Genomic DNA, 24,746 nt, shown 5'->3' on the forward strand with positions numbered 1-24,746 from the left:
GCCGCAATAGCTTTGTCAGGCAAAAATCTGTCGTCCTCGCAAGGCAGCGATGCCGGAAGTTGCGTCAGGCGGTAACGCTGACACTGGTTTCGCTGAAGGCCACAGCGATGGTGATGGTCTCCGTGCGCACATAGGTCTGCGTGACCACCAGCGCATCCGCGCCCCCCTCCCCTGCTGCTTCTGCGCTGCCCGCCGCATCCGCATTGGCATCGCCCAGCGCCCCTTGCAGGCGCGTCAGGATCTGATCGCTGGCGGCAAGATCGTCGCGGGCGGCCCGCAACTCCTCCTCCCGTTCCTTGCGCTCCTCTTCCGTCAGGGGGCGGCCCCGCTGTTCGGCGCGTTGGGTTTCCGCCTGGGTCAGCATGGTGCGGGCCCGGCCGGCAACGTCACGGACTTCCTGCACATAGGAACGCGCAAAGCCGGTGGTGACACCGCCTGCCGTCATACCGGGCTGGGCAGCCACCCGGATATTGGGATCACCCTCCCCGGCGGCAATGGCCGCCGCCCGTTCCGCGGGGCTGGCATCCTGCCCCTCTACAATCCCCTTGGCCTCCGCCGCCAGCCCCTTGGTGATACCCGCCGCCTCACGCGCAATGCGGGCCAGTTTAGCACCATCGCCCTTGGCGGCAGCCTGACGGGCTTCCTGTTCCAGTTCGCTGATACGGCGGCGCGACTGCTGCAGCTTTTCCGCCGCCGCCTTCTGGTTCATCACTGTCCGGGCTTTATCCATATAGTCGGAGAGCGCATCGGCACCGGCCGCATTCTTCGCGGCGCCATCAAAGGCGTCACCGGACAGGCCCAGGCTCATCAGCCGTTTATAGATGGCGTCGTTGGACTTGCCACCCTTGATGCTGCCTTTGTCAGTCACCAACTCGTCCTGACGGTTCCGGTCCCGCTCCCCCACCGCCTGATCGATGTGACGTTCGATCTGCGATTTCAACGCCTTGGCGTTGGTGGCGGAAAAGAGCGAACTCGCATTTAGCGATATCATCTTTGCCCCCGCACGATAGATCCTTTTGATCTATACGCAGGATAAGCCATTCGCGCGGCGGCTGCAATATCCGCCCAAACAAAACGCCCGGCCCCCTCTCAGGGGCCGGGCGTTTGAACGATCAGGCTTCAGGTGAAGCCGGCGATCAGTTCTTGGACTTGTCCACCAGCTTGTTGGCGGAGATCCAGGGCATCATGGCGCGCAGCTTGGCGCCCACTTCTTCGATCGGATGCTCGGCCTCAATGCGACGGGTCGCCTTGAAGGACGGGGTGCCAGCCTTGTTTTCCAGCATCCAGTCGCGCACGAAACGGCCCGACTGAATGTCGGCCAGAACGCGCTTCATCTCGGCCTTGGTCTCGTCCGTCACGATGCGCGGACCGGTGACATAGTCACCATATTCGGCCGTGTTGGAGATGGAGTAGCGCATGTTGGCGATGCCGCCTTCGTAGATCAGGTCCACGATCAGCTTCACTTCATGCAGGCACTCGAAATAGGCCATTTCCGGGGCATAGCCGGCTTCGACCAGGGTTTCGAAACCAGCCTGGATCAGCTTGGTCAGGCCGCCGCAGAGCACGGCCTGTTCACCGAACAGGTCGGTTTCGCACTCTTCCTTGAAGGTGGTTTCGATGATGCCCGAACGGCCACCGCCAACGGCGCAGGCATAGGACAGGGCGATATCGAAGGCATTGCCGGAAGCGTTCTGGTGAACGGCCACCAGGCAGGGAACGCCGCCGCCCTTCTTGTACTCACCGCGCACAGTGTGGCCGGGGCCCTTCGGCGCGATCATGAACACGTCGGTGTCCTGGCGCGGCTCAATCAGGCGGAAATGCACGTTCAAGCCGTGGGCGAACGCGATGGCGGAACCCTGCTTCAGGTTCGGGCCGATCTCGTTATTGTACAGCTCTGCCTGATGCTCATCCGGGGTCAGGATCATGATCAGGTCGGCAGTGGCCGCAGCCTCCGCCGGGGTGACGCAGGTGAAGCCGGCGGCTTCAGCCTTGGCGCGGGTCGGCGAATTGGCCTTCAGCGCGATGATCACGTCCTTCACGCCGCTGTCGCGCAGATTCTGGGCATGGGCGTGGCCCTGGCTGCCATAGCCGACGATGGCGACCTTCTTGCCCTTGATCAGGTTGACGTCGGCGTCGCGATCATAATAGACGCGCATGGGAATCTTCCTTTGTTTTCAGACAGATGTTGGATTGCCGGATTGCCGGCGTTGGACAGGGGAAAACGCTGTATCAGAAGGCCGCCGTGCCGCGCGACAGGGCAACCGCCCCGGTGCGGCTGACATCGACAAGGCCAAGTTGGCGCATCAGATCGATGAAGCGGTCCAGATCCTCACCGGTGCCGGTGATTTCGAAAACGAAGCTGGTGATGGTGGCATCCACCACGCGCGCCTTGAAGATATCGGCGATGCGCAGGGCCTCCACCCGCTTCTCGCCGGTGCCCGCCACCTTCACCAGGGCCATTTCCCGGTCGATGAAGGGGCCTTCCAGGGTCAAATCCTTGACCTTGTGGACGGGCACCAGACGATCAAGCTGCACCTTGATTTGTTCGATGATCATCGGCGTGCCGGAGGTGACGATATTGATGCGCGACAGGCTTTCATTGCTGTCGACCTCGGCCACCGTCAGGCTTTCGATATTATAGCCACGGCCGGAGAACAGGCCGATGACCCGCGCCAGCACGCCCGGCTCGTTATCGACCAGAACAGCGATGGTATGGCGGCGGATGGTATCTTGGGTCGTCACTTGAAACAGCTCCCGGACGGGTTGCACGGCAAAGGGGATAAACGGAACCGGTGGGTCACACCAGTACCATCCCCTCCTCCGGCGTTGCCTCGCTCACACGGTCTTCCGGCCCCAGCAGCATTTCATTATGTGCCTTGCCACCGGGGATCATGGGGAAGCAGTTTTCCTTGGAATCGACGCACATATCGACGATCACGGCGCGCGGCGTCTCAATCATCTCCCGGATGACGTCATCAACTTCCGACACCTTGGTGGCGCGCAGGCCCACACCGCCGAATGCATCGGCCAGCTTCACGAAATCGGGCAGAGCCTCGGAATAGCTTTCCGAATAGCGCGAACCGTGCAGCAGCTCCTGCCACTGGCGGACCATACCCATCCATTGATTGTTGAGGATGAACACCTTGACCGGCAGGCGATACTGCAGGGCGGTGGACATTTCCTGGATATTCATCTGGATGGAGGCTTCGCCGGCCACATCGATGCAGAGCGCACCGGGATTGGCGATCTGCGCCCCGATGGCAGCCGGCAGGCCGTAGCCCATGGTGCCCAGACCACCCGAGGTCAGCCAGCGGTTCGGCTTGTTAAACGGCAGGAACTGCGCCGCCCACATCTGGTGCTGACCAACCTCGGTGGAGATGAACACGTCATCACGGCCAGCAATGGCGGCGCGCAGCCGTTCCAGCGCGAATTGCGGCTTGATGACCCGGTCGGTCTTCTCATACCGCAGGCATTCGCGGGCCCGCCAGAAATTGATCTGGTCCCACCAGACCTTCAAGGCCGCTTGATCGGCGCGCTTGTTGCGCGCCTTCCAGATGCGGATCATATCTTCCAGCACATAGGCGGCATCGCCGACGATGGGCAGATCGACCCGGATATTCTTGTTGATATTGGACGGATCGATATCGATGTGGATCTTCTTGGAATTGGGCGAGAACTCACTGACCTTGCCGGTGACGCGATCATCAAACCGGGCGCCGACGCAGACCATCAGGTCGCAGCCATGCATGGCCAGATTGGCCTCGTAGGTGCCGTGCATCCCCAACATGCCCAGCCACTGCTGATCATGCGCCGGGAAGGCACCCAGGCCCATCAGGGTGGTGGTGCAGGGATAGCCGGTCATCCGCACCAGTTGGGTCAGCAACTGGCTGGCCACCGGGCCGGAATTGATGACGCCGCCGCCGACATAGAAGATCGGCTTCTTGGCATTGGCCAGCAGTTCCACCGCCTCTTCCACCTTGTTCAGGTCGGGCTTGACCTGCGGGCGGTAGGATTTGGGCAGGCTTTCGCCCGGCGTGCGATAGACACCGTCGGCGAACTGCACATCCTTGGGAATGTCGATGACCACCGGGCCGGGCCGGCCCGACTTGGCGACGTAAAACGCCTCATGCACCGTGCGGGCAAGGTTGTTGACGTCCTTGACCAGATAATTGTGCTTCGTGGCCGGGCGGGTGATGCCGGTCGTGTCGCATTCCTGGAAAGCGTCATTGCCGATCAGATGCGTCGGCACCTGGCCGGTCAGGCAGACGATCGGAATGCTGTCCATCAGCGCATCAACCAGGCCGGTGACGGCGTTGGTGGCGCCAGGGCCGGAGGTGACGAGGACGACACCGACCTTACCCGACGAACGCGCATAGCCCTCAGCCGCGTGAACCGCCGCCTGTTCGTGGCGAACCAGGATATGCTTGATCTGGTTCTGCTTAAACAGCGCATCATAGATGGGTAGTACCGCCCCGCCCGGATAGCCGAAAATGGTGTCAACACCCTGGTCCCGCAGGGCCTTGATGATGATTTCAGCACCGGAGAGGATGGTTCCCGACGACATGGCTCAGAGCTTTCGGATCAGTTCCAGAAGGGTTGAAAAACGCCGCCTCTCGCAGGGGCGAAGGGCGACGATGGCGGCACCCTAGACGGAACCGAAAAGCCGGTCAACCCGTTTCGGAAATCTTCTAAGTCATACCTGTCATGAACCTATCATAAAATTTCTTAAAATCGGCCGCCTGAGAAATATTCAGAGGATCGACCCGCAGAACCGCCCCCATCTGGTTGCGGAACCAGGTCAATTGTCGCTTAGCATAGTTCCGGGTCATTTGCTGCGCCCGCGCGGTGGCGGTGGGTAGGTCCATCTGACCGTGCAGCACCGCGCGCAGTTCCGGCACGCCCAGCGCCTTCATCGCCGGCAGGGCCGGGTCCAAGCCCAGCCGATCCAACGCTTCCGCCTCAGCCAGCGCGCCTTGTTGCAGCATCGTAATGAATCGGGCGTCGCACTGGGCGTATAGCCGGTCACGCGGCGGCTCCACCACCAGGGGGCGGAAATCCAGGTGACTGGGAGCGGCCTCCGGCGGGGTGGCCTGCCAATCGCTGATCGACCGGCCGGTGGCCTGCCACACTTCCCAGGCGCGGATCAGGCGCTGGCTGTCGGTGGGGTGCAGGCGGGCGGCGGTGACGGGATCAACCGCCGCCAGCCTTGCGTGAAGTGCAGGGCTGCCGATGTTGGCCTGCAACTCCATGGCGGCCGTCCGAATCTCCGGCGGCGTGTCCGGGATATCGGACAGGCCCTGCATCAAGGCCCGCAGGTAAAGCCCCGTGCCCCCCACCACGATGGGCAGGCGGCCATCGCCATGGGCCTGATCAATCTCCGCCAGGGCCAGTTCACGCCAGCGCGCCGCACTCATCCGTTCCGCAGCCGGAACAATCCCGTAAAGCCGATGCGGGGCCGCCGCTTCATCTGCCGCTGAGGGGCGAGCGGTGATGAGATGCAGTTCCCGATAGACCTGCATACTGTCGGCATTGATGACCACGCCATTGGCATGGCGGGCCAAGGCCAGCGCCAGACCGGATTTACCGGACGCGGTGGGCCCGCCAATCACCAGCACGGGCTTTGTATCGCCCTGGGGGAAAGAAGAATCAGCAACCGTCACAGCCGGAACCACGCCCTTCGCGCGTCATCACCATATCGTACCTGTCCCTTGGGTAGCCGCCCGCCGCCCCCTTTGTCACCTTGATATCACGGCGGGGCCGGCAAATTTGCGCGCCTTTGCCATGATTCATGCGTTGCATCCGTTATCAGGCAGGACAGGCGGCCACGCCTGCCAAAGGCCATGGGATGGGAGTACCGCGCCATGCGTGATCTGCGGATTGATTTCTTTCGGGGGTTGGCGCTCTGCGCCATTTTCCTGAACCATATCCCCGGCCCTGCAACCCTGTTGACCTGGCGGCATTACGGCTTTTCCGACGCGGCCGACACTTTTGTCTTTCTGGCCGGCTTCAGCGCCGCCCTTGCCTGGGGCGCCGGATTCCGGGGCGAGCACAACACGGCCAAAGCCAAGGAAAGTGCCGGCCGCCGCGCCCTGCATCTGTACCGCACCCATCTGGCCCTGGTGGGCGCCATGCTGATGCTGGTGACATTCAGCGCCTGGGCCTATGGCAATCCCGGCTTAAGGGAGATGATGGGGCTGGGTTATCTGGGCGCCAACCCGGCCGATGGCTGGCTGCGCGTCGCCCTGCTGGCCTATTTGCCCAATCTGGCCGATATCCTGCCCATTTATATTGTCTTCATCGGCGCGCTGGCCTTGTTGGGGCCAGTGATGGCCCGCAACCCCATCGTCACTTTCAGCATTTCCGCCCTGGTCTGGCTGGCCGCCGGCATGGCGAAGATCGCCCCGCCGGCCCACCCGGATGGCGGGCAATGGTTCTTCAACCCGCTCTGCTGGCAGTTCCTGTTTGTCATCGGCTTCCTGCTGGGCAATCGCGCCTCAATGGGCAAGGCGGTGCCCCGGCATCCGATGATGATGGCGGCGGCGGTGGGCATGGTGCTCTATGGGCTGTTGGCGACGGCCCCTTGGCATATTTTCGGCATCGCGCCTGATTTCCGCATCTTTGATCCGGCGGCGCTGATCCCGCATGGGAAGGAAACGCTGGAGATCGGCCGCCTGCTGCATTTCCTGGCCCTGGCCTATGTCATTTCCGGCCTGATCGGCCCCAATGCCGGCTTCTTCCACGCGGCACCCGGCCGGCTGTTCGGCACCATGGGGCGTCACAGCCTGCCGGTATTCGTAGGCGGCGTGCTGCTGTCCACACTGTGGACCATCCTGATCCAGCAGACCCCCACCACCAATGCCATGGAATGGGTGATGGGCCTGTCCGGCCTGCTGATCCTGCTGGCCATCGCCATGGTGTGGGAGCGCGACCGGGTGGAAGAAGGCGGACGCCGGAAACTCCAGCCGGCACGGCAACCGGTGGCAGCCCCGTCACGCATCCGTACCGCGACCTGATATTTCCGAAAGGCATCCCCCCGCGTATGATTGATTGCCAGGGCGGGCGGGGGCGGCGATAAGGGCGGCAAGCCATCACCACCCCAACGCCTGACAGGTTCCCCCATGCCCCAGACGCTGACCCTGATCGCCAATCCCGCCAACCCGGTGCTGGATGAAGGGCTGGCCAAGGCCGCCCGCGCCGCCCTGGCCGATCTGGGGGCCTCCACCTCCCCTGCCGACTGGCTGGCCAAGGGCATTGCCTGCGATATCGGCTTTGACGGGCTGAATGATGATCAGGCCCAGGCCGCCGCCGCCAAGGCACTGGCCGGCCAGCCGGTGGATATCGTTGCCCAGGCCACCGAAGGCCGGCGCAAGTCGGTGCTGGTGGCCGATATGGAATCCACCATCATCCAGCAGGAAATGCTGGATGAGCTGGGGGAGTTGGTCGGTGCGCGCGACCGCATCGCCGCCATCACCGCCCGCGCGATGAATGGGGAGATTGATTTCAAGGGCGCCCTGCGGGAGCGGGTGGCCCTGCTGGCCGGGCTGCCGGCCCATGTGCTGACCGACATGATCGGCCGCATCACCTGGATGCCCGGCGCCCCCAGCCTGATCGCCACCTTGAAGAAGCACGGGGTTTACTGCGCCCTGGTGTCGGGCGGTTTCAAGACCTTCACCGCCAATGTCGCCGGCCGGCTGGGTTTTGACGAGGATCAGGCCAATGATCTGGAAGTGGCCGATGGCAAGCTGACCGGCAAGCCGTTTGAGCCGATTCTGGACAAGGATGCCAAGCTGCAGGCGCTGATCCGCATCACCGGGGCGCGGCGCGTGCCGGTGGCGGCCAGCATCACCGTGGGTGATGGCGCCAACGACCTGCCGATGCTGCAGGCCGCCGGCATCGGCGTGGCCTTCCACGCCAAGCCCACCGTCGCCGCCCAGGCCCGCGCCCGCATCGACCATGGCGACCTGACGGCGCTGCTCTATCTTCAGGGTTATCGCGCGGATGAGATTGTCGTCGGCTGACCGGCGGTGATCGATCTTTCCATCCTGCTGGACCTGTTGCCCACGCCCGCCCAGGCGGCGGGGCTGCTGGCCGTGGCCCTGGTGGCGGGTGTCATCCGGGGGCTGACCGGCTTCGGCGCCGCCCTGCTGATGGTGCCGGGCCTGTCGCTGTTCCTGCATCCGGCAGAGGCCGTGCCGACCAGCGTGCTGGCCATTGCCGCCACCAACCTGCCCTTGCTGCCGGGGGCCTGGCGGGAAAGCGACAAGCGCATGGTGGCCGTCTGTCTGGCCGGCTGCCTGATCACCATCCCCTGCGGCATCTGGCTGCTGGCCGTGCTGCCGGCGGAGATTCTGCGCCGGGCCATCGGGGCCAGTGTGGTGGTGGCAGGGCTGTTGCTGCTGTATCGCGGCTTCCGGGTGCGGAAGGCCGGCCATGGGCTGAAATTGCTGACAGGTGCGGTGTCGGGCCTGATGAACGGGTCCGTGGGGATGGGCGGGCCGCCGGTCATCCTGCTGATGCTGGCCATGCCGCTGGCCCCCGCCGTGGCGCGGGCCAGCCTGTTGCTCTATTTCACCGGGTTGAACGCCATCTCGGTCGTCGGCATGACCTGGGCCGGGCTGTTCACCCGCCATACGCTGGTCTGGTCCCTGCTGATCATTCCCCCACTGATCGGCGCGGCGCGGCTGGGCGAAATCTGGTTCCGGCGCGGCAGCGGCGCCCAGTTCCGCCCCATTGCCATCGCGGTGCTGATTGGCACCGGCGTGGTCGCCCTGGCCAAGGGCTGATTACATGTCCAATACGCCCGCCAAGCCGGCCCGCACCGCCGCCTGATCCTCTGCCGGACGGTTCTGGCTCAGTTTCGCCTTGCCCTCCACCCGTTCCACCAGCAATTCCAGCCCGACAATGGCCTTCAGCATGGTGGCGAGATAATCCGCCGGTGCATCGCTGACGGCCCAGGGCATAGGCCGGTCTGCCTCGTGCCGGTCGGTCAGGCGGGTGACGATATCCAGCAGCGCCGCCGGCTCCTCCACCAAACGCAGCGTGCCGTGAATATGCACGGCCTTATAGTTCCAGGTCGGCACCACCTTGCCCGTCTCCTGCTTGGCCGCGTACCAGGACGGGGTGACATAGGCATCCCCGCCCTGGAACACCGCCAGCGACGGCACCGCCGGATCAAAATCGCGCCAATGCGGGTTGGCGCGGGCGATATGGCCGATCAGCCGCACCTGATTCCCCTGCCGGTCCAGCAGCAGGGGCAAGGGCGTGGACAGCAACCCGCCGCTGCCCAGGCTGACCAGCGTGGCAAAGGGATGTGCCGCGACAAGGGCCAGGGCTGCATCGGTCTCCATCCGGAAGGCGGCGGGGATATACATGGAAGGGCTCCGATATCGGGGATGCTTCTTTTGTGCCGCAAGCGGGGCCGACCGTGCAGTCATAAGCTTGTCATCGAGACAAACTTGCCAAACCCGCCGCCCGCCCGCAGGTTGGCAGCCCCTCCCCCCATGACGGCCCAAACCCATGCCCCGTCTGCGTGATGTGCTGCCCTTCTGGTTCTGGCTTGGCTGCGTCAGCTTTGGCGGCCCTGCCGGGCAGATCGCCCTGATGCAGCAGGAACTGGTGGATAAGCGCGGCTGGATCGATCAGCGGCGTTTTCTGCACGGGCTGAACTTCGCCATGCTGCTGCCAGGGCCGGAGGCGCAGCAACTGGCGACCTATGTCGGCTGGCGTCTGCATGGCTGGGCCGGCGGGCTGGTGGCGGGCGGGCTGTTCGTGCTGCCGGGGGCGGTGCTGATGCTGGCCCTGTCCTGGCTGGCGGCGGCGCATGGCGATCTGGCCTGGGTGGGGGCGATGTTCGACGGGGTGAAGCCTGTCATCGTCGCTATCATCATCGGGGCCCTGTGGCGGCTGGGCCGCCGCACCCTGCAGGGCTGGGCCCCGCCGTTGCTGGCGGGTGCCGCCTTTCTGGGCCTGTTCCTGGGCCATCTACCCTTCCCCGCCATCGTCGCGGCAGCGGCATTGATCGGTTGGCTGACGGCCCGGCGCGGCCTGCACCTGTTCGCCGCACCCCATGGCGGGGCGGCGGATGATCCCCTGCCCGAACCGGCCCCCCCCTCCTACGGCGGAGCCGCGCGGCTGGCCCGGCTGGCGCTGCTGTTCGGACTGTTGCTGGTGGTACCGGTGGGGTTGCTGCTGTTCACCTTCGGACGCGACCCCTGGGCGGATATCGCCCGGCTGTTCACCCAGGCGGCGTTTGTCACCTTCGGCGGTGCCTATGCGGTGCTGCCCTATATTGGGCAGGCGGCGGTGGAGAAATATCAGTGGCTGACCGCCGCCGACATGCTGAACGGGCTAGCCCTGGCTGAAAGCACGCCGGGACCGCTGATCCTGGTGACGCAATATGTCGGCTTCTTCGCCGGTTGGAACCAGCCGGGCAGCCTGTCCCCGCTGGCGGCGGGGCTGCTGGGCGGGGTCTTGACCACCTATGTCACCTTCCTGCCCTGCTTTTTCTTCATCTTTGCCGGTGCCCCCTATGTGGAACGGCTGATCCATCACAAGGCAGCGGCTGGCGCGCTGGCCGCCGTCAGTGCCGCCATTGTCGGGGTGATCCTGAACCTTGCCGTCTGGCTGGGGGTTCAGGTGCTGTGGCCGGGCCAGCCGGACCTGTTCGCCTGGGCCCTGGCAGCCGGCGGTCTGCTGGCTTTGTTGCGCTGGCGCCTGCCGGTGCATTGGCTGGTGCTGGCTGGTGCCGCCGCCGGGCTGGTGCGGCTGATGCTGGGGTAAAGCCCGAAGCCCCCCCGCCAGATCGCTTGACCTGCCCACACCCCCAAAGCGTATACTTTATTCAGTTACGCAAACAGGGGAGGCGAACCGATGGAAAATCTGTCGCGGCGGGGGTTTTTGCAGGCTGGTGGGGCGCTGGTGGCCTTGGGTACGGTGGCGGGCCACGCAGCGGCTGAGGCGACAACATCGCCCCCCGCCCGGCAGGTGACGCCGCTGGAGGGCGGCTGGCGCTTCCATCTGGGCCATGCGGCGGACCCGGCGCGGGATTTCGGCTTCGGCGCCTCCCACGATACCTATGCCAAATCAGGCGATATCGGCACGGCCATCCAGGCCGGCGATTATGATGACAGCGCCTGGCAGGCGGTGGAATTGCCGCATGATTGGGCGGTCGACCTGCCCTTCACCCCCTTCGGCGCACCGGGCAGCGAGGCCGACAAGATCGGCGCCTATCAAGGGTTCAAGCCGCTGGGCCGGCGCTTCCCCGCCACCTCTGTCGGCTGGTACCGCCGGGAACTGCCCATCGCCGCCAGCGAGGCTGGGCGTCGCCTGTTCCTTGATTTTGACGGGGTGGGCCGGGATTGTCTGGTGATCCTGAACGGCTTCGTCGTCGGCAGCCATGAGAGCGGTTATGTGCCCTTCCGCCTGGATATCAGTGATTTCGCCAAGCCGGGGGAACGCAACATCCTGCTGATCCGCTGCGATGTCAGCTTAGGCGAGGCCTGGTCTTACGAAGGAGCCGGGCTTTACCGGCAGGTGCGGCTGGTCAGTTGCGCCCCCGCCCATATCCGCCACTGGGGCACCGCTGTCCGCTGCGCGGTGGAGGGGGAAGCGACGGGGGACGCCGCCAGCATCGCCATCACCACCGAGATCGACAATGACGGCCCCACCCTGCCCATCCGCCTGCGCTCCACCCTGCTGGACCCGCAGAGAAAGCCGGTGGCGGTACTGCTGTCCGATCCCGTCACCCTGCCGGAGTGGGGGGCGCATGAACTGACCCAGACGGTGCGGCTGGACCGCCCCGCCCTCTGGTCGCTGGAACAGCCCTCGCTCTACCGGTTGATCAGCGAGATTATCGAAGACGATCGGGTGATCGACCGGCAGGAGACGCCGTTCGGCATCCGCAGCTTCCGCTTTGATGCCGATCATGGCCTGTTCCTCAACGGCAAGCCGGTGAAGGTGAAGGGTACCTGCAACCATCAGGACCATGCCGGGGTCGGCTTTGCCGTGCCGGACAGCCTGCATGTCTGGCGGATCGAACAGTTGAAGGCGATGGGCAGCAACGCCTATCGCTCCACCCACCACCCAGCCCCGCCGGCGGTGCTGGAGGCCTGCGACCGGCTGGGAATGCTGGTGCTGGAGGAGACGCGCCAGATGTCCAGCAACCCGGAGGGGCTGGGCCAGTTGGAACGCATGGTGCGCCGGGGCCGCAACCACCCGAGCATCTTCCTGTGGAGCATCGGGAATGAGGAGATTCACCGGGGTACGGAAACCGGTGCCCGCATCGCGGCGGCGATGAAGCGCCGCGTCTACGCCCTAGACGGTACCCGCCCGGTGACAGAGGCCTTTAACGGCAAGCTGGGCCAGGGGGCCAGCCGGGTGCTGGATGTGATGGGCTGTAATTATTATCTGGATGAGATCGACGCCTTCCACGCCGCCCATCCCACCGTACCGATGATCGGCACGGAGACGGCCAGCACGGTGATGACCCGTGGCGCCTATCACCGTGACGATCAGGCCGGCATCCTGCCCGCCTATGACCGGGAATTCCCGCGCTGGGCCAGCACAGCGGAGCGCTGGTGGCGTTTCTATGACGAGCGGCCCTTTCTGGCTGGCGGCTTTGTCTGGACCGGCTTCGATTATCGCGGAGAGCCCAGCCCGTTCGAACGCTGGCCGCAGCACAGCTCCTATTTCGGGATCATGGATAGCTGCGGCCTGCCGAAGGACAATTACTTCTATTACCGCGCCTGGTGGCGCAATGAACCGATGCTGCACCTGTTCCCGCACTGGACCTGGCCGGGACGGGAGGGCCAGCCGGTGGAGGTCTGGGTTCACGCCAATTGCCATGCGGTGGAACTGCTGGCCAATGGCCGCAGCCTGGGCCGGCAGAATGTGGAACGGAACGGCCACCTGCAATGGAACGTGCCCTATGCGCCGGGCTGGATCGAAGCGCGGGGCTTTGACGCCCAGGGCCGGCAGATATTGACCCAGCGGCGGGAGACAGCCGGCCAGCCGGCCGCCATCGCCCTTTCCAGCGACCGGCAACGGCTGAAAAGTGGTGAGGTGGCCGTGGTGCGGGCCGCCGTGCTGGACGCGGCGGGGCGGGAGGTGCCGACGGCCGACAATCTGGTCCGCTTCCGGCTGGCTGGTGCCGCCCGGCTGCTGGGGGTCGGCAATGGCGACCCGCGCAGCCTGGAACCCGACCATGCCGACCAGCGCCGGGCCTTCAACGGGCTGTGTGTCGCCATCCTTCAGGCCAGGGGCAGCGGCCCGATCCGGGTGGAAGCGGAAGCAGCAGGGCTGCGCAGGGGTGTGCTGGAGTTATAAAAACAAAGGGGGGGCTTGGCACCATTCTGCCAAGCCCCCCAATTTTAGATATCGGTTCTTCACACCGACACCGGCGGCGGTCACCGCCGCCGGCCAGGATTACGCCTCGTCGTCGTATTCCTCGTCATCGTCCTTGGTTTCCGGGCCGACATCGACATCGATCGGCACGCCCGGTTCATATTTGGACTGACGGATGGCCAAAGCCGACTTCACATGGCTGACATTGGGGGCCGCCGTCAGCTTGGTGGTCAGGAAGCGCTGATAGCTGTCCCAGTCCACAGCGACTACCTTCAGCAGAAAGTCCGTCTCACCGGCCAGCATGTTGCATTCCCGCACCTCCGGCCAGCTGTTGACCAGGGATTCGAAACGCTTCAGGTCGGTTTCGGCCTGGGAGGACAGGCCGACCTGTGCGAAAACCGTCACATGGAAGCCCATGGATTCGGGATTGATGTCCGCATGATAGCCGCGAATATAGCCGGCTTCCTCCAGCGCGCGCACACGGCGCAGGCAAGGGGGGGCCGAGATGCCGGCACGACGCGCCAGCTCCACATTCGTCATCCGGCCGTCTGCCTGCAGGTCGCGTAGGATGCGCCGATCAATCCGGTCGAGTTTAACCCGCCGCATGGTGATTTCTTTGACTCCAGGGGTTTGGATTTGAGCAATGATATTACACGCCCGACGGCAAGCTGCAAGAGCGGGGGGCCGTTTCAGGTGAAATTTTCTTATACGATCCATTGGTAAAAGGCCATTAACCGTGACAATCAGCCCCTCTCCCACCTGCTGGGTAATGTCCGATGGCCGCGCCGGGATTGAAAATCCCTGCCTGGGATTGGCGGAAGCCATGGGCCTGACACCCATCGTCAAGCGCATTGCCCTGCGCACACCCTGGCGGCAGACCACGCCCTATCTGCCGCTGCCCGGCCTCTCCCTGCCGCTGGCGCCGGGCTCGAACCGGCTGGGCCCGCCCTGGCCGGATGTGCTGATTTCCTCCGGCCGGCAGGCGGTGGGCCTATCCATGGCCATCGGGCGCCGGGCATCGCGCTGCGTGCGGGTGCATATCCAGAATCCCGGTGTGCCGTTCGACCGGTTCGATCTGGTCTCCCTGCCCGCCCATGACGGCAAAAGCGGGGCCAATCTGGTGGAAAGCATCGGCGCCATCCACCGGGTGACACCGGCGAAACTGGCCGCAGCGGCCGCCACCTTCGCGCCGCGCGTGGCGGGGCTGGCCCGGCCGCTGGTGGCGGTAATGATCGGCGGCTCCAACCGTTTCAGCCAGCTGACGCCGGCCATCATGGCGGAGCTGGCCGACCGGCTGGCCCGGCTGGTGCGCGAACAGCAGCTGGGGCTGATGATCACCACCTCACGCCGTACGGGGGCGGAAAATGAAGCCATCCTGCGGGAGAGGCTGGCGGGCCTGCCCGTCTGGCTGTGGGATGGTACGGGCGATAATCCCTATTTCGGCTTCCTGGCGCTGGCCGATGCCTTGATCGTCACCAGCGACAGCGTGGCCATGGTGTCGGAAGCCGCCAGCACCGGCAAGCCGGTGCATATTATCGACCTGGCCGGCAATGCGCCCAAATTCACCCGCTTCCATGACAGGCTGCGGGCAGCCGGCATCACCCGGCCCTTCACCGGGCGGCTGGAAAGCTGGGATTATCAGCCCTTGAACGATACGGCGCGGCTGGCGGCCCGCACCTGGGCGGTGCTGGCCCAGAAGGGCGGCTTTACAGGCCCGGCAGCATCTGGGGGGTAAAGGGTACGGGCATGGCGTCGGGCGGGGGCGGTGCCTCGCTGCTACCCAGCGGCCGCACCATCATCACCCAATCCAGCCAGCGCCCATGTTTCACCCCCAGGCCCGGCACGGTGGCCGCCGGGGTGAAGCCCAGCGCCCGATGCAGGCCCATGGAGCCGTCATTGCCGCCATCCCCGATCACCGCCACCATGCGGCGATAACCGGCCTTGGTGCAGATATCGATCAGCGCCCGCAGCAGGGCGCGCCCCACCCCGGCCCCCTGGGCCTCCGGCGCGATATAGATCGAATTCTCCACGGTGAAGCGATAGCCGGGACGGGAGCGGAAGGGGCTGGCATAGGCATAGCCCAGAAAGCGCCCGTCGCGTTCAGCCACCAGATAGGGATAGCCCTGATCCAGCAGCGCCTGGATGCGCCGGGTCATTTCAGCGGCATCGGGTGGCACGGCCTCATAGCTGGCGGTTCCATCCGTGACATGCGGCGCATAGATCGCGGCGATGGCGGCCGCGTCATCCGGCCGGACCGGGCGAATGCTGATGCTGCTCATCTGATGTCCCCCTGTTCTTCTTCATTCTTGATCGGGCGTGATCGGCCCGGCGGTTTCTACCGCCGCGCCAGCAGAACCGACGCCGGAACGGCCCCCACAGCCGCCACCAGTCGCCGCATATGACCAGCCAGCACCTCCAGATAGGGCAGCCGGCTTAAAGACAGCTCCTCCATGTAAAGCGCACGGTTCAGTTCAATCTGCAAGGCGTGCACCCCGTCGGCAGGGCGCCCATAATGACGGGTGGTATAGCCCCCCGCATAGGGGGCATTGCGTCCCACCACATAGCCCATGGCGGTCAGGTTGCTTTCTGCCGACAGTGTGACCTGCGGCGCACAGGCGCTGCCGAAGCAATCCCCCAGCACGGCATCCAGGCTGCCGACAGCGGCCAGTTCCGGCGGCAGACCGATGGAGGGCATGGAATGGCAATCCAGCAGGATGCAATAGCCAAAGCGCGCCCGCGTCGCCTCGATCAACCCGCGCAGCGCCTGATGATAGGGATAATAACAGCGATCCAGCCGGGCCTGCGCCTCCGCAAAGGACAGGCGGCCGGCATAGATCTCCTCCCCATTCGCCACCACGCGGGGCACCGTGCCCAGCCCGGCGGCAACGCGCGGGCTGCGGCTGTTGATATGGCCGGGCAGTGGCCCGTCAAACATGGTGGGGTCCAGTTCGAAGGCTTCGCGGTTGGGGTCCAGGAAGGCCCGCGGGAACAGGGCCGCCAGCATCGGCACCCCCAGGCCGACGGCCGCCTGGAAAATCTCGTCCACATAGCCATCTTCCGACCGGCGCAGGCTGACCGGGTCCAGCCGGGAACGGGCGATGAAGGAAGGCGGATAATCCCGCCCGCTATGCGGGCTGGCCAGCACAACTGGCAGCAATTGCTCCACCGGCTGATGCAGCCGGAAGATGCCCCCTTCCGCATCGGCGACGCGGTGTTCATCACTGGGACTGGGTGGCGTGGATCTCATGGTTTGAGATGTAACGGAATCCGTCGCCGCCCGCCAGCCAAGGCGGGTATGAAAAATTTATCCCCGCCACCCAAATAGGGTGTTGCCAGCCCTCGGGGCAGTTGCTATAAGCCCGCCCACTCCGGTGGCCATGGCTTCCGGGGCACTCGATGGATCGGGCGGTTAGCTCAGCGGGAGAGCACTTCCTTGACATGGAAGGGGTCACAGGTTCAATCCCTGTACCGCCCACCATCCAACGGGTACGGGCCGAAAGGCCAGATCGCAAGGCATCCTGCGCCCTGCGTGTGAATGATACGGGCGGTTAGCTCAGCGGGAGAGCACTTCCTTGACATGGAAGGGGTCACAGGTTCAATCCCTGTACCGCCCACCATTCCCAGCCATCAAGCCGCCGCCGGGCGGCTTTTTTATTGCCCGCCCGCACCCAAGATTCATACCAACCTGCCTAAAAGTTGACCTTTAGGCAGGTTGGAGGCCAGCGACCGCTGGCCCGCGCCCCCATGGGCGCGTAAGCCAAGCTGCCGGATGGCAGCGCCCGGCGCATGAGGGAACGCAAAATCTCCCTTGATCGGTCACGATCAAGGGAGATTGGTATCAATGCGGCTTCACCAGTTCGTCACGCGACAGGCGCAGCACATTTTCCGGCACATCCACCCAGCCGCCGATCAACCCGCCGGCCAGGAATGAGACGCTCGCCTCCTCGCACAGCTTTTCCATCGCCACATCCTCCACCGGCTCTACCGAAATATGCAGGCGGAGTTTGGCGGCGGCAGCGGCGAAGCGCAGCAAATCCGGCCGCAGCCGCTCCGCACTGCTGCCCGGCGGCAGCATCAGCGAAGCAATCTTGGCACCCGACGCTGCGACGGCCGGCAGGTCATTGCCATGAATATCCACCACCACCATGATGGTCCGGCCAAAGGGCCGCAGGGTAGATACCATCTCGGCCAGCCGACCGGCTGGCACCCCCGTGGGCACCCCTGTCAGGTGATAAGTCATGAAGGCCCGCATATGCGCCGGGATGGTTTGCAGCAGGGCCACCAGCTCCCGCCGGCGGGTCAGGGCCGCCAGCGTTTCAAAATTGACCGGGAGCGACAGAAAGAAGCGGAAGCGATTGTCATAGAGCTCCAGCGCCACATCCAGGGCGTGGCGCATGATCGCCATGTCGGTCTGCATAATCTGATTGGGGTCGGCAGGATCGTCCTGACACTCATAGCCCCAGGCCGGCATCCGCCCCCGGCGGGCCCGGCAGCAGCGGGCGATAAAGATCGACAGCACCTGCTGGCGCGAATCCCAGGCCGGCCGGAATTTCACCTCCAGCGGGCCGGCCCAGCTGGACAGGGAAGGATGCGCCCCCGCCGCCGCCGCCGGTTCCACCTGTCCCGCCTTCCCGCCAGCCAGACCATGGCGCTGCTGCGCCACGGCGGCATCCAGCATGTCCTTCAGCTTGGCCGGGGCAAACAGCATCTCCGAACCGACCTCCTGCACGGCCGTGTGCACAATGATCGAGTCGGTATCGGCATCCCCCAGCAGCAGCTTTTGCAGCTCCTCCAGCAGCTTGGCACAGATCAGCCGGGCTTGGTCCGGCCCCAGATGGGAGAAGACAACGACATAGGTTTCCGGCCCATGCCGAAACCAGGCGTCGCTTGGCCCCAGCTTCTGTTCCAGCAGCTTTTCCGTCAGCTGATGAACCCGCTCCGCCACTGTGGCCCAGCGGGAACCCAGGCGGACCTGCAGGCTTTCCAGCCCCAGCAGATGCATACTGCCGCACTGTGTGGGGTCACGTTCACTGAAAATGCGCCGAAGGGCGGGAGCCAGCGCCGTGCTGTGCCCACGCGACGGTATTTCCACCGTTTCATGCGCATTTTCAGTTGCATGAGCTCGCCCGGCCATTGACGGGGCCGGGGTCTCGGCATCATCCTCCCGCAGGACGGACATAAAAGAGTCCAGAAAGTTTTTCATCGGCCAAGCCCTCCCAAGCCTGTGCCTCGCCTGTAAACAGCGTAAACCAAGTACCGTTAACAAATAGTGAGGTCCACCACACGAGAAGGTGGAAAATTTCCAACAATATCCAGATGGAAAGTAGCTGACCTAGATCAATGCGGCCACTTAATCATTCTGGCATAAGGGACCACAAGAATGCCGTGGAAGGAACGCCGATGAGTGAAGCAAGTAACCAGAGGCCACCCCTGACCGGTCGGGAGCGTCAGTTTAGCGATGACGAACTGATCGTCACCAAGACAGATAAGGGCGGGCGCATCACCTATGCCAACCGCACCTTCCTGCGCGTTGCCCATATGACTGAAGCGGAAGCACTGGGCGCCCCCCACAACTGTATCCGGCATCCGGATATGCCGCGCGTCGTCTTCAAGTTGTTGTGGGACCAGATCGGTGCCGGTAAGGAAATTTTTGCTTACGTGCTTAACCGGGCCCGTAATGGTGACCATTACTGGGTTTTCGCCCATGTGACGCCGTCGCGCGACATGGGCGGCAATATCATCGGCTACCATTCCAACCGGCGCACCGCCGACCGCCGCATCGTCAGTGAGATCATCACCCCCGTCTACAAGGCGCTGTTGGACGAGGAGGCCAAGCATAGCCGCATCCGGGAAGGCATGGCGGCGAGCGAGGCATTGCTGGGCAAGGTATTGCGCGAACGGGGGCAGAGCTATGACCAGTTCATCTTCTCTCTTTAAGGCACAGGTTGCCGGCATTATCGCCCTGTGCGGCGGGCTGGTCGGGCTGGTCGGCTGGATCTTGGGGCACAGCATCCTGTCCGCCATCGGCGGGGCCATCACCATGGCCGGCACCGGTGCCGCCTTCCTGCTGCTGACCCGTGCCAACAATGCCATCATTGCCGCCAATCAGGTGATGGCCCGGCTGGCGCAGGGCGATTATGAGGCGCGCATCATCGGCATCCGCGAAGGCGGGGAGCTGGGGGAACTGCTGCACCGGATCAATGATGTCACCGACCGGGCCGACGCCTTCGTGCGGGAGGCGGCGGCCTCCATGCAGGCGGTGACCAACCAGATCTATTATCGGCGTGTCATGGAAAAGGGCATGGTCGGCACCTTCCTGGCCGGCAGCCGGATGATGAACACCGCCACCAGCGCCATGGGGCAGAAGGTGGAACAGTTCCGCGCCATGGCGGATAAGTTCGAAAGCTCCATCCGCAATGTCACCGATCAGGTGACCCGCGCCGCCACGGAAGTGGAGGATACGGCCAAGACCATGTCGGAAGCCGCCGAAGACACCAATCACGAAAGCATGGCCGTGGCCAGTGCCGCCGAACAGGCGTCGGGCAATGTGCAGACGGTGGCCTCAGCAGCGGAGGAATTGTCCGCCTCCATCAAAGCCATCACCGAACAGGTGGAACGGTCGCGCACCGTTACCGGCAATGCCGTGGAGCGCGCGCGTGCCGCCAATGACCGGGTGGGCACGCTCGCCATCGCGGCACAGCGCATCGGTGAAGTTGTCGGCCTGATCCAGGAAATCGCTGCCCAGACCAACCTGCTGGCATTGAATGCCACGATTGAGGCAGCCCGCGCCGGGGAAGCCGGCAAGGGCTTTGCCGTGGTGGCGTCGGAGGTGAAGAATCTGGCCGGCCAGACGGCACGGGCGACGGAGGATATCCAGACCCAGGTGGCCGACATCCAGGCGGCCACCCAATCAGCCGTCGACAGCATCAACGAGATCACCCAAGTGGTCGTCGACGTCAATGGCAGCACGGTGGCCATCGCCGCCGCCGTGGAGCAGCAGGGTGCCGCCACCAATGAGATCGCGCGCAATGTCGATCAGGCGGCCACCGGCACCAAGGATGTCTCCCACCGCATCACCAATGTCACCCGGGCGGCGGCCGACACCGGTGCCGCCTCCACCCAGTTGCTGGGATCAGCCGCAGCACTCGCCCGCCAATCCCAGGATCTGGACCGGGAGATTGACGGCTTTCTGGACGCCATGCGCAAGGTGGTGTGAAAAAACTCTGCGCGATAAATTCGCGGGGTCAGCGATTGACCCCGCGACATATCGCCACCACATAGCTGCCCGTTATAATGTACATGACGGAGCAGAGCCATGTCCAAGCGCCCCACCCGACGTGACCTGATGCAGCGAAGCGGCCTTGCCCTTGCCGGCACCTATCTGACGGCAATCGGCGGGGGCAGCGTGCTGACGGGCTTAATCACCAGCAGCGCCCAAGCATCACCGCTGGCGGTGGGCAAGCCGGCCCCGGCCTTCAGCGGCAGCACCATTGACGGCAAGACGATCAGTCTGGCTGATTTCAAAGGCAAGCCGGTGATCCTGGAATGGACCAACCATGGCTGCCCCTTTGTGCGCAAACATTACGACACCGCCAATATGCAGGGCCTGCAAAAGGAAATGGTGGGCCGGGGTGCTACCTGGATCACCATCATCAGCTCTGCCCCTGGTGAGCAGGGCCATGTCAGCCCGGCAGAGGCCAAGCAGCGCTATGCGGCTGAAAGCTGGGGTGCCAGCGCCGTGATCCTGGACCCGAAGGGGGAGATCGGCCGCGCCTATGATGCCAAGGTCACGCCACACATGTTCATCATCGGGGCCGATGGTGCCCTGCTCTATGAGGGCGGGATCGATGACAAGCCCACGGCCAAGCCCGAAGACGTGACCAGCGCCACCAATTATGTACGCGCCGCCATGGAGGATATTCTGGCCGGCCGCGCGGTTCGAACCAACACCAGCCGCCCCTATGGTTGCAGCGTGAAATATTCCAAAACAACCGCCTAGGGTCAGCTGCAATCGGATACACGCCAGAAGGTGATTTCAGCTTCTGGCGCCCCCCAAACGCGATCCGCGTTAACCGAACCATTCAGACGACGAACCGGAACCGGTAATTTCACTACCGGTTCCGCTCCTCCCCGCCATTGGGCAAGAAAAAAGGCCGTGGCATTGCCACGGCCTGAGTTTAGGGAGGAAACGCCCAAGAAGTGCGTTACGACAGAGGGCATAGGGCCGTGTCGCAAGACAGACTATGCGCGCCTCACCCCCATTGTGCAAGTGCAAAATAAGAAACCCGTCATGCATGCTTGTTCTGACGTTTGGTAACCGGTTACCAACCATTTCCAACGATGCCAGCTTCGCGCCGCAGCATGATGCTGCGGAATAGTCACACCTCTGGGCACGGTGTCCCCGGCCGCCGTTGATCATAACGGAGGCATGGCTGATTCCCGCCTGCCGGACGGACCCTTTTTCCTGTCACAGCGTTACCGCCGATGCCCCGGCCAGCCATGGCCGTCGGGTAGCCGTTGAAGCCATCGGGGGACAAGGCAGGTGAACCGTCTCATTATCATCTCCAACCGGGTCGCACCGGTAACCGAGGGGAAAAGCCAGGCCGGCGGCCTGGCTGTCGCCATTCTGGAGGCCCTGAAGCGTCAGGGCGGCATCTGGTTCGGCTGGAACGGAGAGATTGAGGAGAGCGCAGAGGCCACCGAGCCGATTCTGAAAAAGGCGGGCAACATCACCTATGCCACCATGCCGCTCAACCGGCGTGACCATGACGAATATTATAATGGCTATGCCAACGCGACCCTGTGGCCCTTGCTGCATTACCGGCTGGATCTGGCCAGCTTTGATGCCGCCACCTATGAAGCCTATCGCCGCGTCAATGCGTTGTTTGCCGAAAAGGTGACACCCCTGCTGCGCGACCAGGATCTGGTCTGGGTGCATGATTATCATCTGATGCCGCTGGGGCAGGAATTGCGCCGGCGCGGGCACGGCCAACGGATGGGCTTCTTCCTGCACACACCCTGGCCATCGCCGGAAATCCTGTCGGCCTTGCCGGCCATGGTGGAACTGGTGGAGAGCCTCTGCGCCTATGACCTGATCGGCTTCCATACGCGTGACGATCTGGGCTGTTTTACCCAATGTGTGGCGACGAGCGGCACCGGCACCATAGAGATGGCAGAAGATGGTGCATCGGCCCGCATCACCGCCGCCGATGGCCGTCGCGTTGAGGCGCGTGTCTTCCCCATCAGTATCGATACCGCCAATCTGGAGAAACTGGCGGCACAGGCCGCCCATAGCGAGGCGACACAAAGGCTGCGGGACAGCTTGGTCGGTCGCGCCCTGATCGTGGGTGTGGACCGGCTGGATTACTCCAAGGGCCTGCCCCAGCGTTTCACCGCCTTTCAGGAACTACTGGACCGCTATCCGGAAAATCTCTCCGCCGTCAGCTTTCTGCAGATCGCCCCGCCATCACGCAGCGATGTGACGGAATATCAGCAGATCAGGCGGGAGCTGGAAACCATGGCCAGCCATATTAATGGCCACTTCGCCGATTTCGACTGGGTGCCCATCCGCTATCTCAACCGCAGCTTCGGGCGGCGCACCTTGGCCGGATTCTATCGCGCCGCCCAGGTGGGGCTGGTGACACCGCTGCGTGACGGGATGAATCTGGTCGCCAAGGAATATGTCGCAGCCCAAGACCCGGACGATCCCGGCGTGCTGGTGCTGTCCCGCTTCGCCGGCGCCGCGCGGGAACTGGGGGAGGCGCTGCTGGTCAACCCCTATGATACAGGTGAAGTGGCTGAATCGCTGCAGCGGGCCCTGCATATGCCGCTGGCCGAGCGCAAGGAACGCCATGGGGCCATGCTGCAGCACTTGCGGGAATATGATATCACCCGCTGGCGGGAGGATTATGTCACGGCCTTGGCAGGGTGAGGATGCCGCAAGGCACCCATCTACCGCCGGACAGCGCGGCGTCCCTTTACTTTCCGGCGATTTTCGCCTACAAGCGCCCCACATTTTTTCACGGCGTACAGCACCCCTGGAGGCTGGCGCCATACCGACCCGGACCGGTGGGAACGGATTCCACCGGGTAAGGGTCTTTTTTGCATGTCAGGAGAGTACAATGACCCAGATTATCGCGCTCGCCGCCACGGCCCGCGACCGGGCCGGAAAGGGGACCGCCCGTGCTACGCGCCGTGATGGTCGTATCCCGGCTGTCATCTACGGCAACAAGGAAAAGCCGGTGATGATCGCCCTGGACACCACGAAGTTCACCCGTGAACTGCACCGTCCGGGTTTCTTCACCCACCTGTTCGATATCGAACTGGATGGCGTGAAGCATCGCGTTCTGCCCCGCGACGTTCAGCTGGACCCGGTCTATGACCGTCCGCTGCATGTGGACTTCCTGCGCGTCAGCGACACCACCGAAATCACCCTGAAGGTGCCGGTGGAATTCGTGAACGTTGAAACCTGCCCGGGCATCAAGCGCGGCGGTATGCTGAATATCGTTCGTCACGATATCGAAGTGTATGCCCGCGCCGCTGCCATCCCGGAGAAGATCACCGTTGATCTGGCCGGTGTTGACGTGGGTGCCTCCATCCACATCTCCGCCGTGAAGCTGCCGGAAGGCGTGCGTCCGACCATTGATGACCGCGATTTCACCATCGCGACCATCGCCGCCCCGTCGGGCGGCAGCGACGCTGCCTGATAACAGCAAGAGACTCGAACGATGCGGTTGCTGGTCGGCCTGGGCAATCCCGGCCCGGAATATGAACGGCACCGGCATAATGTCGGGTTCATGGCGGTGGATGATATCCACCGCCATTACGGCTTCGGCCCCTGGAAAAAACGCTTCCAGGGGTTCGTTGCCGAAGGTCTGGTGGGGGGCGAGAAGTGCTTCCTGCTGAAGCCCCAGACCTTCATGAACCTTTCCGGCCAGTCGGTCGGGGAGGCCATGCGCTTCTACAAGCTGATCCCCGATCAGGTCATCGTCTTCCATGACGAGCTGGATGTCGCCCCGGCCAAGATCCGGGTGAAGCAGGGCGGTGGCCATGGCGGCCATAACGGCCTGCGCTCCATCGACGATCATATCGGCAAGGATTATTGGCGCGTGCGGATTGGCATCGGCCATCCCGGCGATAAGGACCGGGTGCACGGCTGGGTGCTGGGCAATTTCGCCAAGGCTGACGAGTCCTGGCTGCCCAAGCTGTTGGACGCACTGACCGGTGAATTAGCCACCCTGGTCAAGGGGGAGCCGGAGAAATACGCCTCCCGCGTTGCCTCCCTGACCCAGCCGCCGAAGCCGCCCAAGGCCCCCAAACCGCCGAAGCCCGACGCGCCTGTCTGATACAAAAGGGCACGGGAATGACCCTTGAAGGCCGGCGACTGCCGGCCCGCGGGCACATGT

The 24,746-nt window shown here is 64.1% G+C and carries 22 protein-coding genes and 2 tRNA genes; 14 read left to right on the plus strand and 10 right to left on the minus strand.

Translation table 11 applies throughout. From position 1 onward, the window contains the following. Nucleotides 1–64: 64 nt before the first annotated feature. The 5 genes from CHB97_RS11345 to miaA form a co-directional block, all read right to left on the minus strand. Nucleotides 65–991 carry a hypothetical protein gene (locus tag CHB97_RS11345; protein ID WP_089288059.1) on the minus strand — a complete coding sequence of 309 codons (927 nt, stop codon included), beginning with the start codon at nucleotides 989–991 and terminating at the stop codon, nucleotides 65–67. Nucleotides 992–1,136: 145 nt separating this feature from the next. After that, nucleotides 1,137–2,156 carry a ketol-acid reductoisomerase gene (gene ilvC / locus CHB97_RS11350; RefSeq protein WP_089288060.1) on the minus strand — a complete coding sequence of 340 codons (1,020 nt, stop codon included), beginning with the start codon at nucleotides 2,154–2,156 and terminating at the stop codon, nucleotides 1,137–1,139. A gap of 73 nt (nucleotides 2,157–2,229) precedes the next feature. Continuing rightward, a complete protein-coding gene (gene ilvN, locus CHB97_RS11355) occupies nucleotides 2,230–2,742 on the minus strand; it encodes an acetolactate synthase small subunit (protein WP_200819895.1) in 513 nt (170 codons plus the stop codon). A gap of 55 nt (nucleotides 2,743–2,797) precedes the next feature. Beyond that, entirely contained in the window at nucleotides 2,798–4,564 is a 1,767-nt protein-coding gene (locus CHB97_RS11360; RefSeq protein ID WP_089288061.1) for an acetolactate synthase 3 large subunit, read from the minus strand. 124 nt (nucleotides 4,565–4,688) lie between these two features. Further along, nucleotides 4,689–5,660, minus strand: a complete 972-nt coding sequence (gene miaA, locus CHB97_RS11365; protein WP_089288131.1) for a tRNA (adenosine(37)-N6)-dimethylallyltransferase MiaA — start codon at nucleotides 5,658–5,660, stop codon at nucleotides 4,689–4,691. A 201-nt stretch (nucleotides 5,661–5,861) separates the two neighbouring features. Here miaA and CHB97_RS11370 point away from each other — a divergent pair, with 201 nt between their 5' ends. The 3 genes from CHB97_RS11370 to CHB97_RS11380 all read left to right on the plus strand — a co-directional run bounded on the left by CHB97_RS11370 (nucleotide 5,862) and on the right by CHB97_RS11380 (nucleotide 8,783). Continuing rightward, complete coding sequence (locus CHB97_RS11370; RefSeq protein WP_160105770.1) at nucleotides 5,862–7,013, plus strand: OpgC family protein; 1,152 nt, start codon at nucleotides 5,862–5,864, stop codon at nucleotides 7,011–7,013. A 105-nt stretch (nucleotides 7,014–7,118) separates the two neighbouring features. Further along, on the plus strand, nucleotides 7,119–8,018 hold the full coding sequence (serB, locus tag CHB97_RS11375; RefSeq protein WP_089288063.1) for a phosphoserine phosphatase SerB: 900 nt from the start codon (nucleotides 7,119–7,121) through the stop codon (nucleotides 8,016–8,018). Nucleotides 8,019–8,024: 6 nt separating this feature from the next. Next, nucleotides 8,025–8,783, plus strand: a complete 759-nt coding sequence (locus CHB97_RS11380; protein WP_089288064.1) for a sulfite exporter TauE/SafE family protein — start codon at nucleotides 8,025–8,027, stop codon at nucleotides 8,781–8,783. Here the strand turns inward: CHB97_RS11380 and CHB97_RS11385 are convergent, their stop codons facing one another. After that, entirely contained in the window at nucleotides 8,784–9,371 is a 588-nt protein-coding gene (locus CHB97_RS11385; RefSeq protein ID WP_089288065.1) for an FMN-binding negative transcriptional regulator, read from the minus strand. Nucleotides 9,372–9,516: 145 nt separating this feature from the next. Here CHB97_RS11385 and chrA point away from each other — a divergent pair, with 145 nt between their 5' ends. Beyond that, nucleotides 9,517–10,779 (plus strand): chromate efflux transporter, encoded by a 1,263-nt coding sequence (chrA, locus tag CHB97_RS11390; RefSeq protein ID WP_089288066.1) that lies wholly within the window; start codon nucleotides 9,517–9,519, stop codon nucleotides 10,777–10,779. 90 nt (nucleotides 10,780–10,869) lie between these two features. Further along, the gene (galA, locus tag CHB97_RS11395; protein WP_089288067.1) at nucleotides 10,870–13,323 is read left to right on the plus strand and encodes a beta-galactosidase GalA; all 2,454 of its coding nucleotides are present in this window, start codon (nucleotides 10,870–10,872) and stop codon (nucleotides 13,321–13,323) included. A 99-nt stretch (nucleotides 13,324–13,422) separates the two neighbouring features. Here the strand turns inward: galA and CHB97_RS11400 are convergent, their stop codons facing one another. Further along, entirely contained in the window at nucleotides 13,423–13,947 is a 525-nt protein-coding gene (locus CHB97_RS11400) for an Lrp/AsnC family transcriptional regulator (protein ID WP_200819896.1), read from the minus strand. A gap of 163 nt (nucleotides 13,948–14,110) precedes the next feature. Between CHB97_RS11400 and CHB97_RS11405 the strand changes: the two genes are divergently transcribed. Then, complete coding sequence (locus tag CHB97_RS11405; protein ID WP_089288068.1) at nucleotides 14,111–15,076, plus strand: mitochondrial fission ELM1 family protein; 966 nt, start codon at nucleotides 14,111–14,113, stop codon at nucleotides 15,074–15,076. On the opposite strand, the gene CHB97_RS11410 is transcribed toward CHB97_RS11405, so the two are convergent. Further along, nucleotides 15,048–15,620 (minus strand): GNAT family N-acetyltransferase, encoded by a 573-nt coding sequence (locus tag CHB97_RS11410; protein WP_089288069.1) that lies wholly within the window; start codon nucleotides 15,618–15,620, stop codon nucleotides 15,048–15,050. The two genes, CHB97_RS11405 and CHB97_RS11410, sit on opposite strands and share 29 nt — an antisense overlap. A gap of 56 nt (nucleotides 15,621–15,676) precedes the next feature. Beyond that, complete coding sequence (locus CHB97_RS11415) at nucleotides 15,677–16,588, minus strand: N-formylglutamate amidohydrolase (RefSeq protein WP_089288070.1); 912 nt, start codon at nucleotides 16,586–16,588, stop codon at nucleotides 15,677–15,679. Nucleotides 16,589–16,744: 156 nt separating this feature from the next. On the opposite strand from CHB97_RS11415, the gene CHB97_RS11420 reads away from it, so the two are divergent. Next, nucleotides 16,745–16,819: transfer RNA gene (locus CHB97_RS11420), tRNA-Val, on the plus strand. 64 nt (nucleotides 16,820–16,883) lie between these two features. Further along, nucleotides 16,884–16,958, plus strand: a tRNA-Val gene (locus CHB97_RS11425). 221 nt (nucleotides 16,959–17,179) lie between these two features. Here CHB97_RS11425 and CHB97_RS11430 read toward each other — a convergent pair. Beyond that, nucleotides 17,180–18,343, minus strand: coding sequence for a hypothetical protein (locus CHB97_RS11430; RefSeq protein WP_089367432.1), 1,164 nt, complete (start codon nucleotides 18,341–18,343; stop codon nucleotides 17,180–17,182). A gap of 398 nt (nucleotides 18,344–18,741) precedes the next feature. Here CHB97_RS11430 and CHB97_RS11435 point away from each other — a divergent pair, with 398 nt between their 5' ends. The 6 genes from CHB97_RS11435 (at nucleotide 18,742) to pth (ending at nucleotide 24,686) form a co-directional block, all read left to right on the plus strand. Beyond that, the gene (locus CHB97_RS11435) at nucleotides 18,742–19,278 is read left to right on the plus strand and encodes a PAS domain-containing protein (protein WP_089288072.1); all 537 of its coding nucleotides are present in this window, start codon (nucleotides 18,742–18,744) and stop codon (nucleotides 19,276–19,278) included. After that, entirely contained in the window at nucleotides 19,253–20,557 is a 1,305-nt protein-coding gene (locus CHB97_RS11440; protein WP_089288073.1) for a methyl-accepting chemotaxis protein, read from the plus strand. Before CHB97_RS11435 ends, CHB97_RS11440 begins: the two co-directional genes overlap by 26 nt. A 99-nt stretch (nucleotides 20,558–20,656) precedes the next feature. Continuing rightward, the gene (locus tag CHB97_RS11445) at nucleotides 20,657–21,340 is read left to right on the plus strand and encodes a thioredoxin family protein (RefSeq protein ID WP_089288074.1); all 684 of its coding nucleotides are present in this window, start codon (nucleotides 20,657–20,659) and stop codon (nucleotides 21,338–21,340) included. 543 nt (nucleotides 21,341–21,883) lie between these two features. Then, nucleotides 21,884–23,272 carry an alpha,alpha-trehalose-phosphate synthase (UDP-forming) gene (otsA, locus tag CHB97_RS11450; protein ID WP_089288075.1) on the plus strand — a complete coding sequence of 463 codons (1,389 nt, stop codon included), beginning with the start codon at nucleotides 21,884–21,886 and terminating at the stop codon, nucleotides 23,270–23,272. Between the two features lie 190 nt (nucleotides 23,273–23,462). Then, nucleotides 23,463–24,047, plus strand: a complete 585-nt coding sequence (locus tag CHB97_RS11455) for a 50S ribosomal protein L25/general stress protein Ctc (protein WP_089288076.1) — start codon at nucleotides 23,463–23,465, stop codon at nucleotides 24,045–24,047. Between the two features lie 21 nt (nucleotides 24,048–24,068). After that, nucleotides 24,069–24,686, plus strand: coding sequence for an aminoacyl-tRNA hydrolase (gene pth, locus CHB97_RS11460; RefSeq protein WP_089288077.1), 618 nt, complete (start codon nucleotides 24,069–24,071; stop codon nucleotides 24,684–24,686). Nucleotides 24,687–24,746: the final 60 nt, after the last annotated feature.

It is taken from the genome of Azospirillum sp. RU38E, from assembly GCF_900188385.1.
Classification (GTDB): domain Bacteria; phylum Pseudomonadota; class Alphaproteobacteria; order Azospirillales; family Azospirillaceae; genus Niveispirillum.

Excerpts from the sequence above, each read along its gene's own strand:
- CHB97_RS11345 (WP_089288059.1), bottom strand. The coding sequence starts at position 991 with ATGATATCGCTAAATGCGAGTTCGCTCTTTTCCGCCACCAACGCCAAG.
- ilvC (WP_089288060.1), bottom strand. The coding sequence starts at position 2,156 with ATGCGCGTCTATTATGATCGCGACGCCGACGTCAACCTGATCAAGGGC.
- CHB97_RS11360 (WP_089288061.1), bottom strand. The coding sequence starts at position 4,564 with ATGTCGTCGGGAACCATCCTCTCCGGTGCTGAAATCATCATCAAGGCC.
- CHB97_RS11370 (WP_160105770.1), top strand. The coding sequence starts at position 5,862 with ATGCGTGATCTGCGGATTGATTTCTTTCGGGGGTTGGCGCTCTGCGCC.
- serB (WP_089288063.1), top strand. The coding sequence starts at position 7,119 with ATGCCCCAGACGCTGACCCTGATCGCCAATCCCGCCAACCCGGTGCTG.
- CHB97_RS11385 (WP_089288065.1), bottom strand. The coding sequence starts at position 9,371 with ATGTATATCCCCGCCGCCTTCCGGATGGAGACCGATGCAGCCCTGGCC.
- chrA (WP_089288066.1), top strand. The coding sequence starts at position 9,517 with ATGCCCCGTCTGCGTGATGTGCTGCCCTTCTGGTTCTGGCTTGGCTGC.
- galA (WP_089288067.1), top strand. The coding sequence starts at position 10,870 with ATGGAAAATCTGTCGCGGCGGGGGTTTTTGCAGGCTGGTGGGGCGCTG.
- CHB97_RS11400 (WP_200819896.1), bottom strand. The coding sequence starts at position 13,947 with ATGCGGCGGGTTAAACTCGACCGGATTGATCGGCGCATCCTACGCGAC.
- CHB97_RS11405 (WP_089288068.1), top strand. The coding sequence starts at position 14,111 with ATGTCCGATGGCCGCGCCGGGATTGAAAATCCCTGCCTGGGATTGGCG.
- CHB97_RS11410 (WP_089288069.1), bottom strand. The coding sequence starts at position 15,620 with ATGAGCAGCATCAGCATTCGCCCGGTCCGGCCGGATGACGCGGCCGCC.
- CHB97_RS11415 (WP_089288070.1), bottom strand. The coding sequence starts at position 16,588 with ATGAGATCCACGCCACCCAGTCCCAGTGATGAACACCGCGTCGCCGAT.
- CHB97_RS11430 (WP_089367432.1), bottom strand. The coding sequence starts at position 18,343 with ATGCATCTGCTGGGGCTGGAAAGCCTGCAGGTCCGCCTGGGTTCCCGC.
- CHB97_RS11435 (WP_089288072.1), top strand. The coding sequence starts at position 18,742 with ATGAGTGAAGCAAGTAACCAGAGGCCACCCCTGACCGGTCGGGAGCGT.
- CHB97_RS11440 (WP_089288073.1), top strand. The coding sequence starts at position 19,253 with ATGACCAGTTCATCTTCTCTCTTTAAGGCACAGGTTGCCGGCATTATC.
- CHB97_RS11445 (WP_089288074.1), top strand. The coding sequence starts at position 20,657 with ATGTCCAAGCGCCCCACCCGACGTGACCTGATGCAGCGAAGCGGCCTT.
- CHB97_RS11455 (WP_089288076.1), top strand. The coding sequence starts at position 23,463 with ATGACCCAGATTATCGCGCTCGCCGCCACGGCCCGCGACCGGGCCGGA.
- pth (WP_089288077.1), top strand. The coding sequence starts at position 24,069 with ATGCGGTTGCTGGTCGGCCTGGGCAATCCCGGCCCGGAATATGAACGG.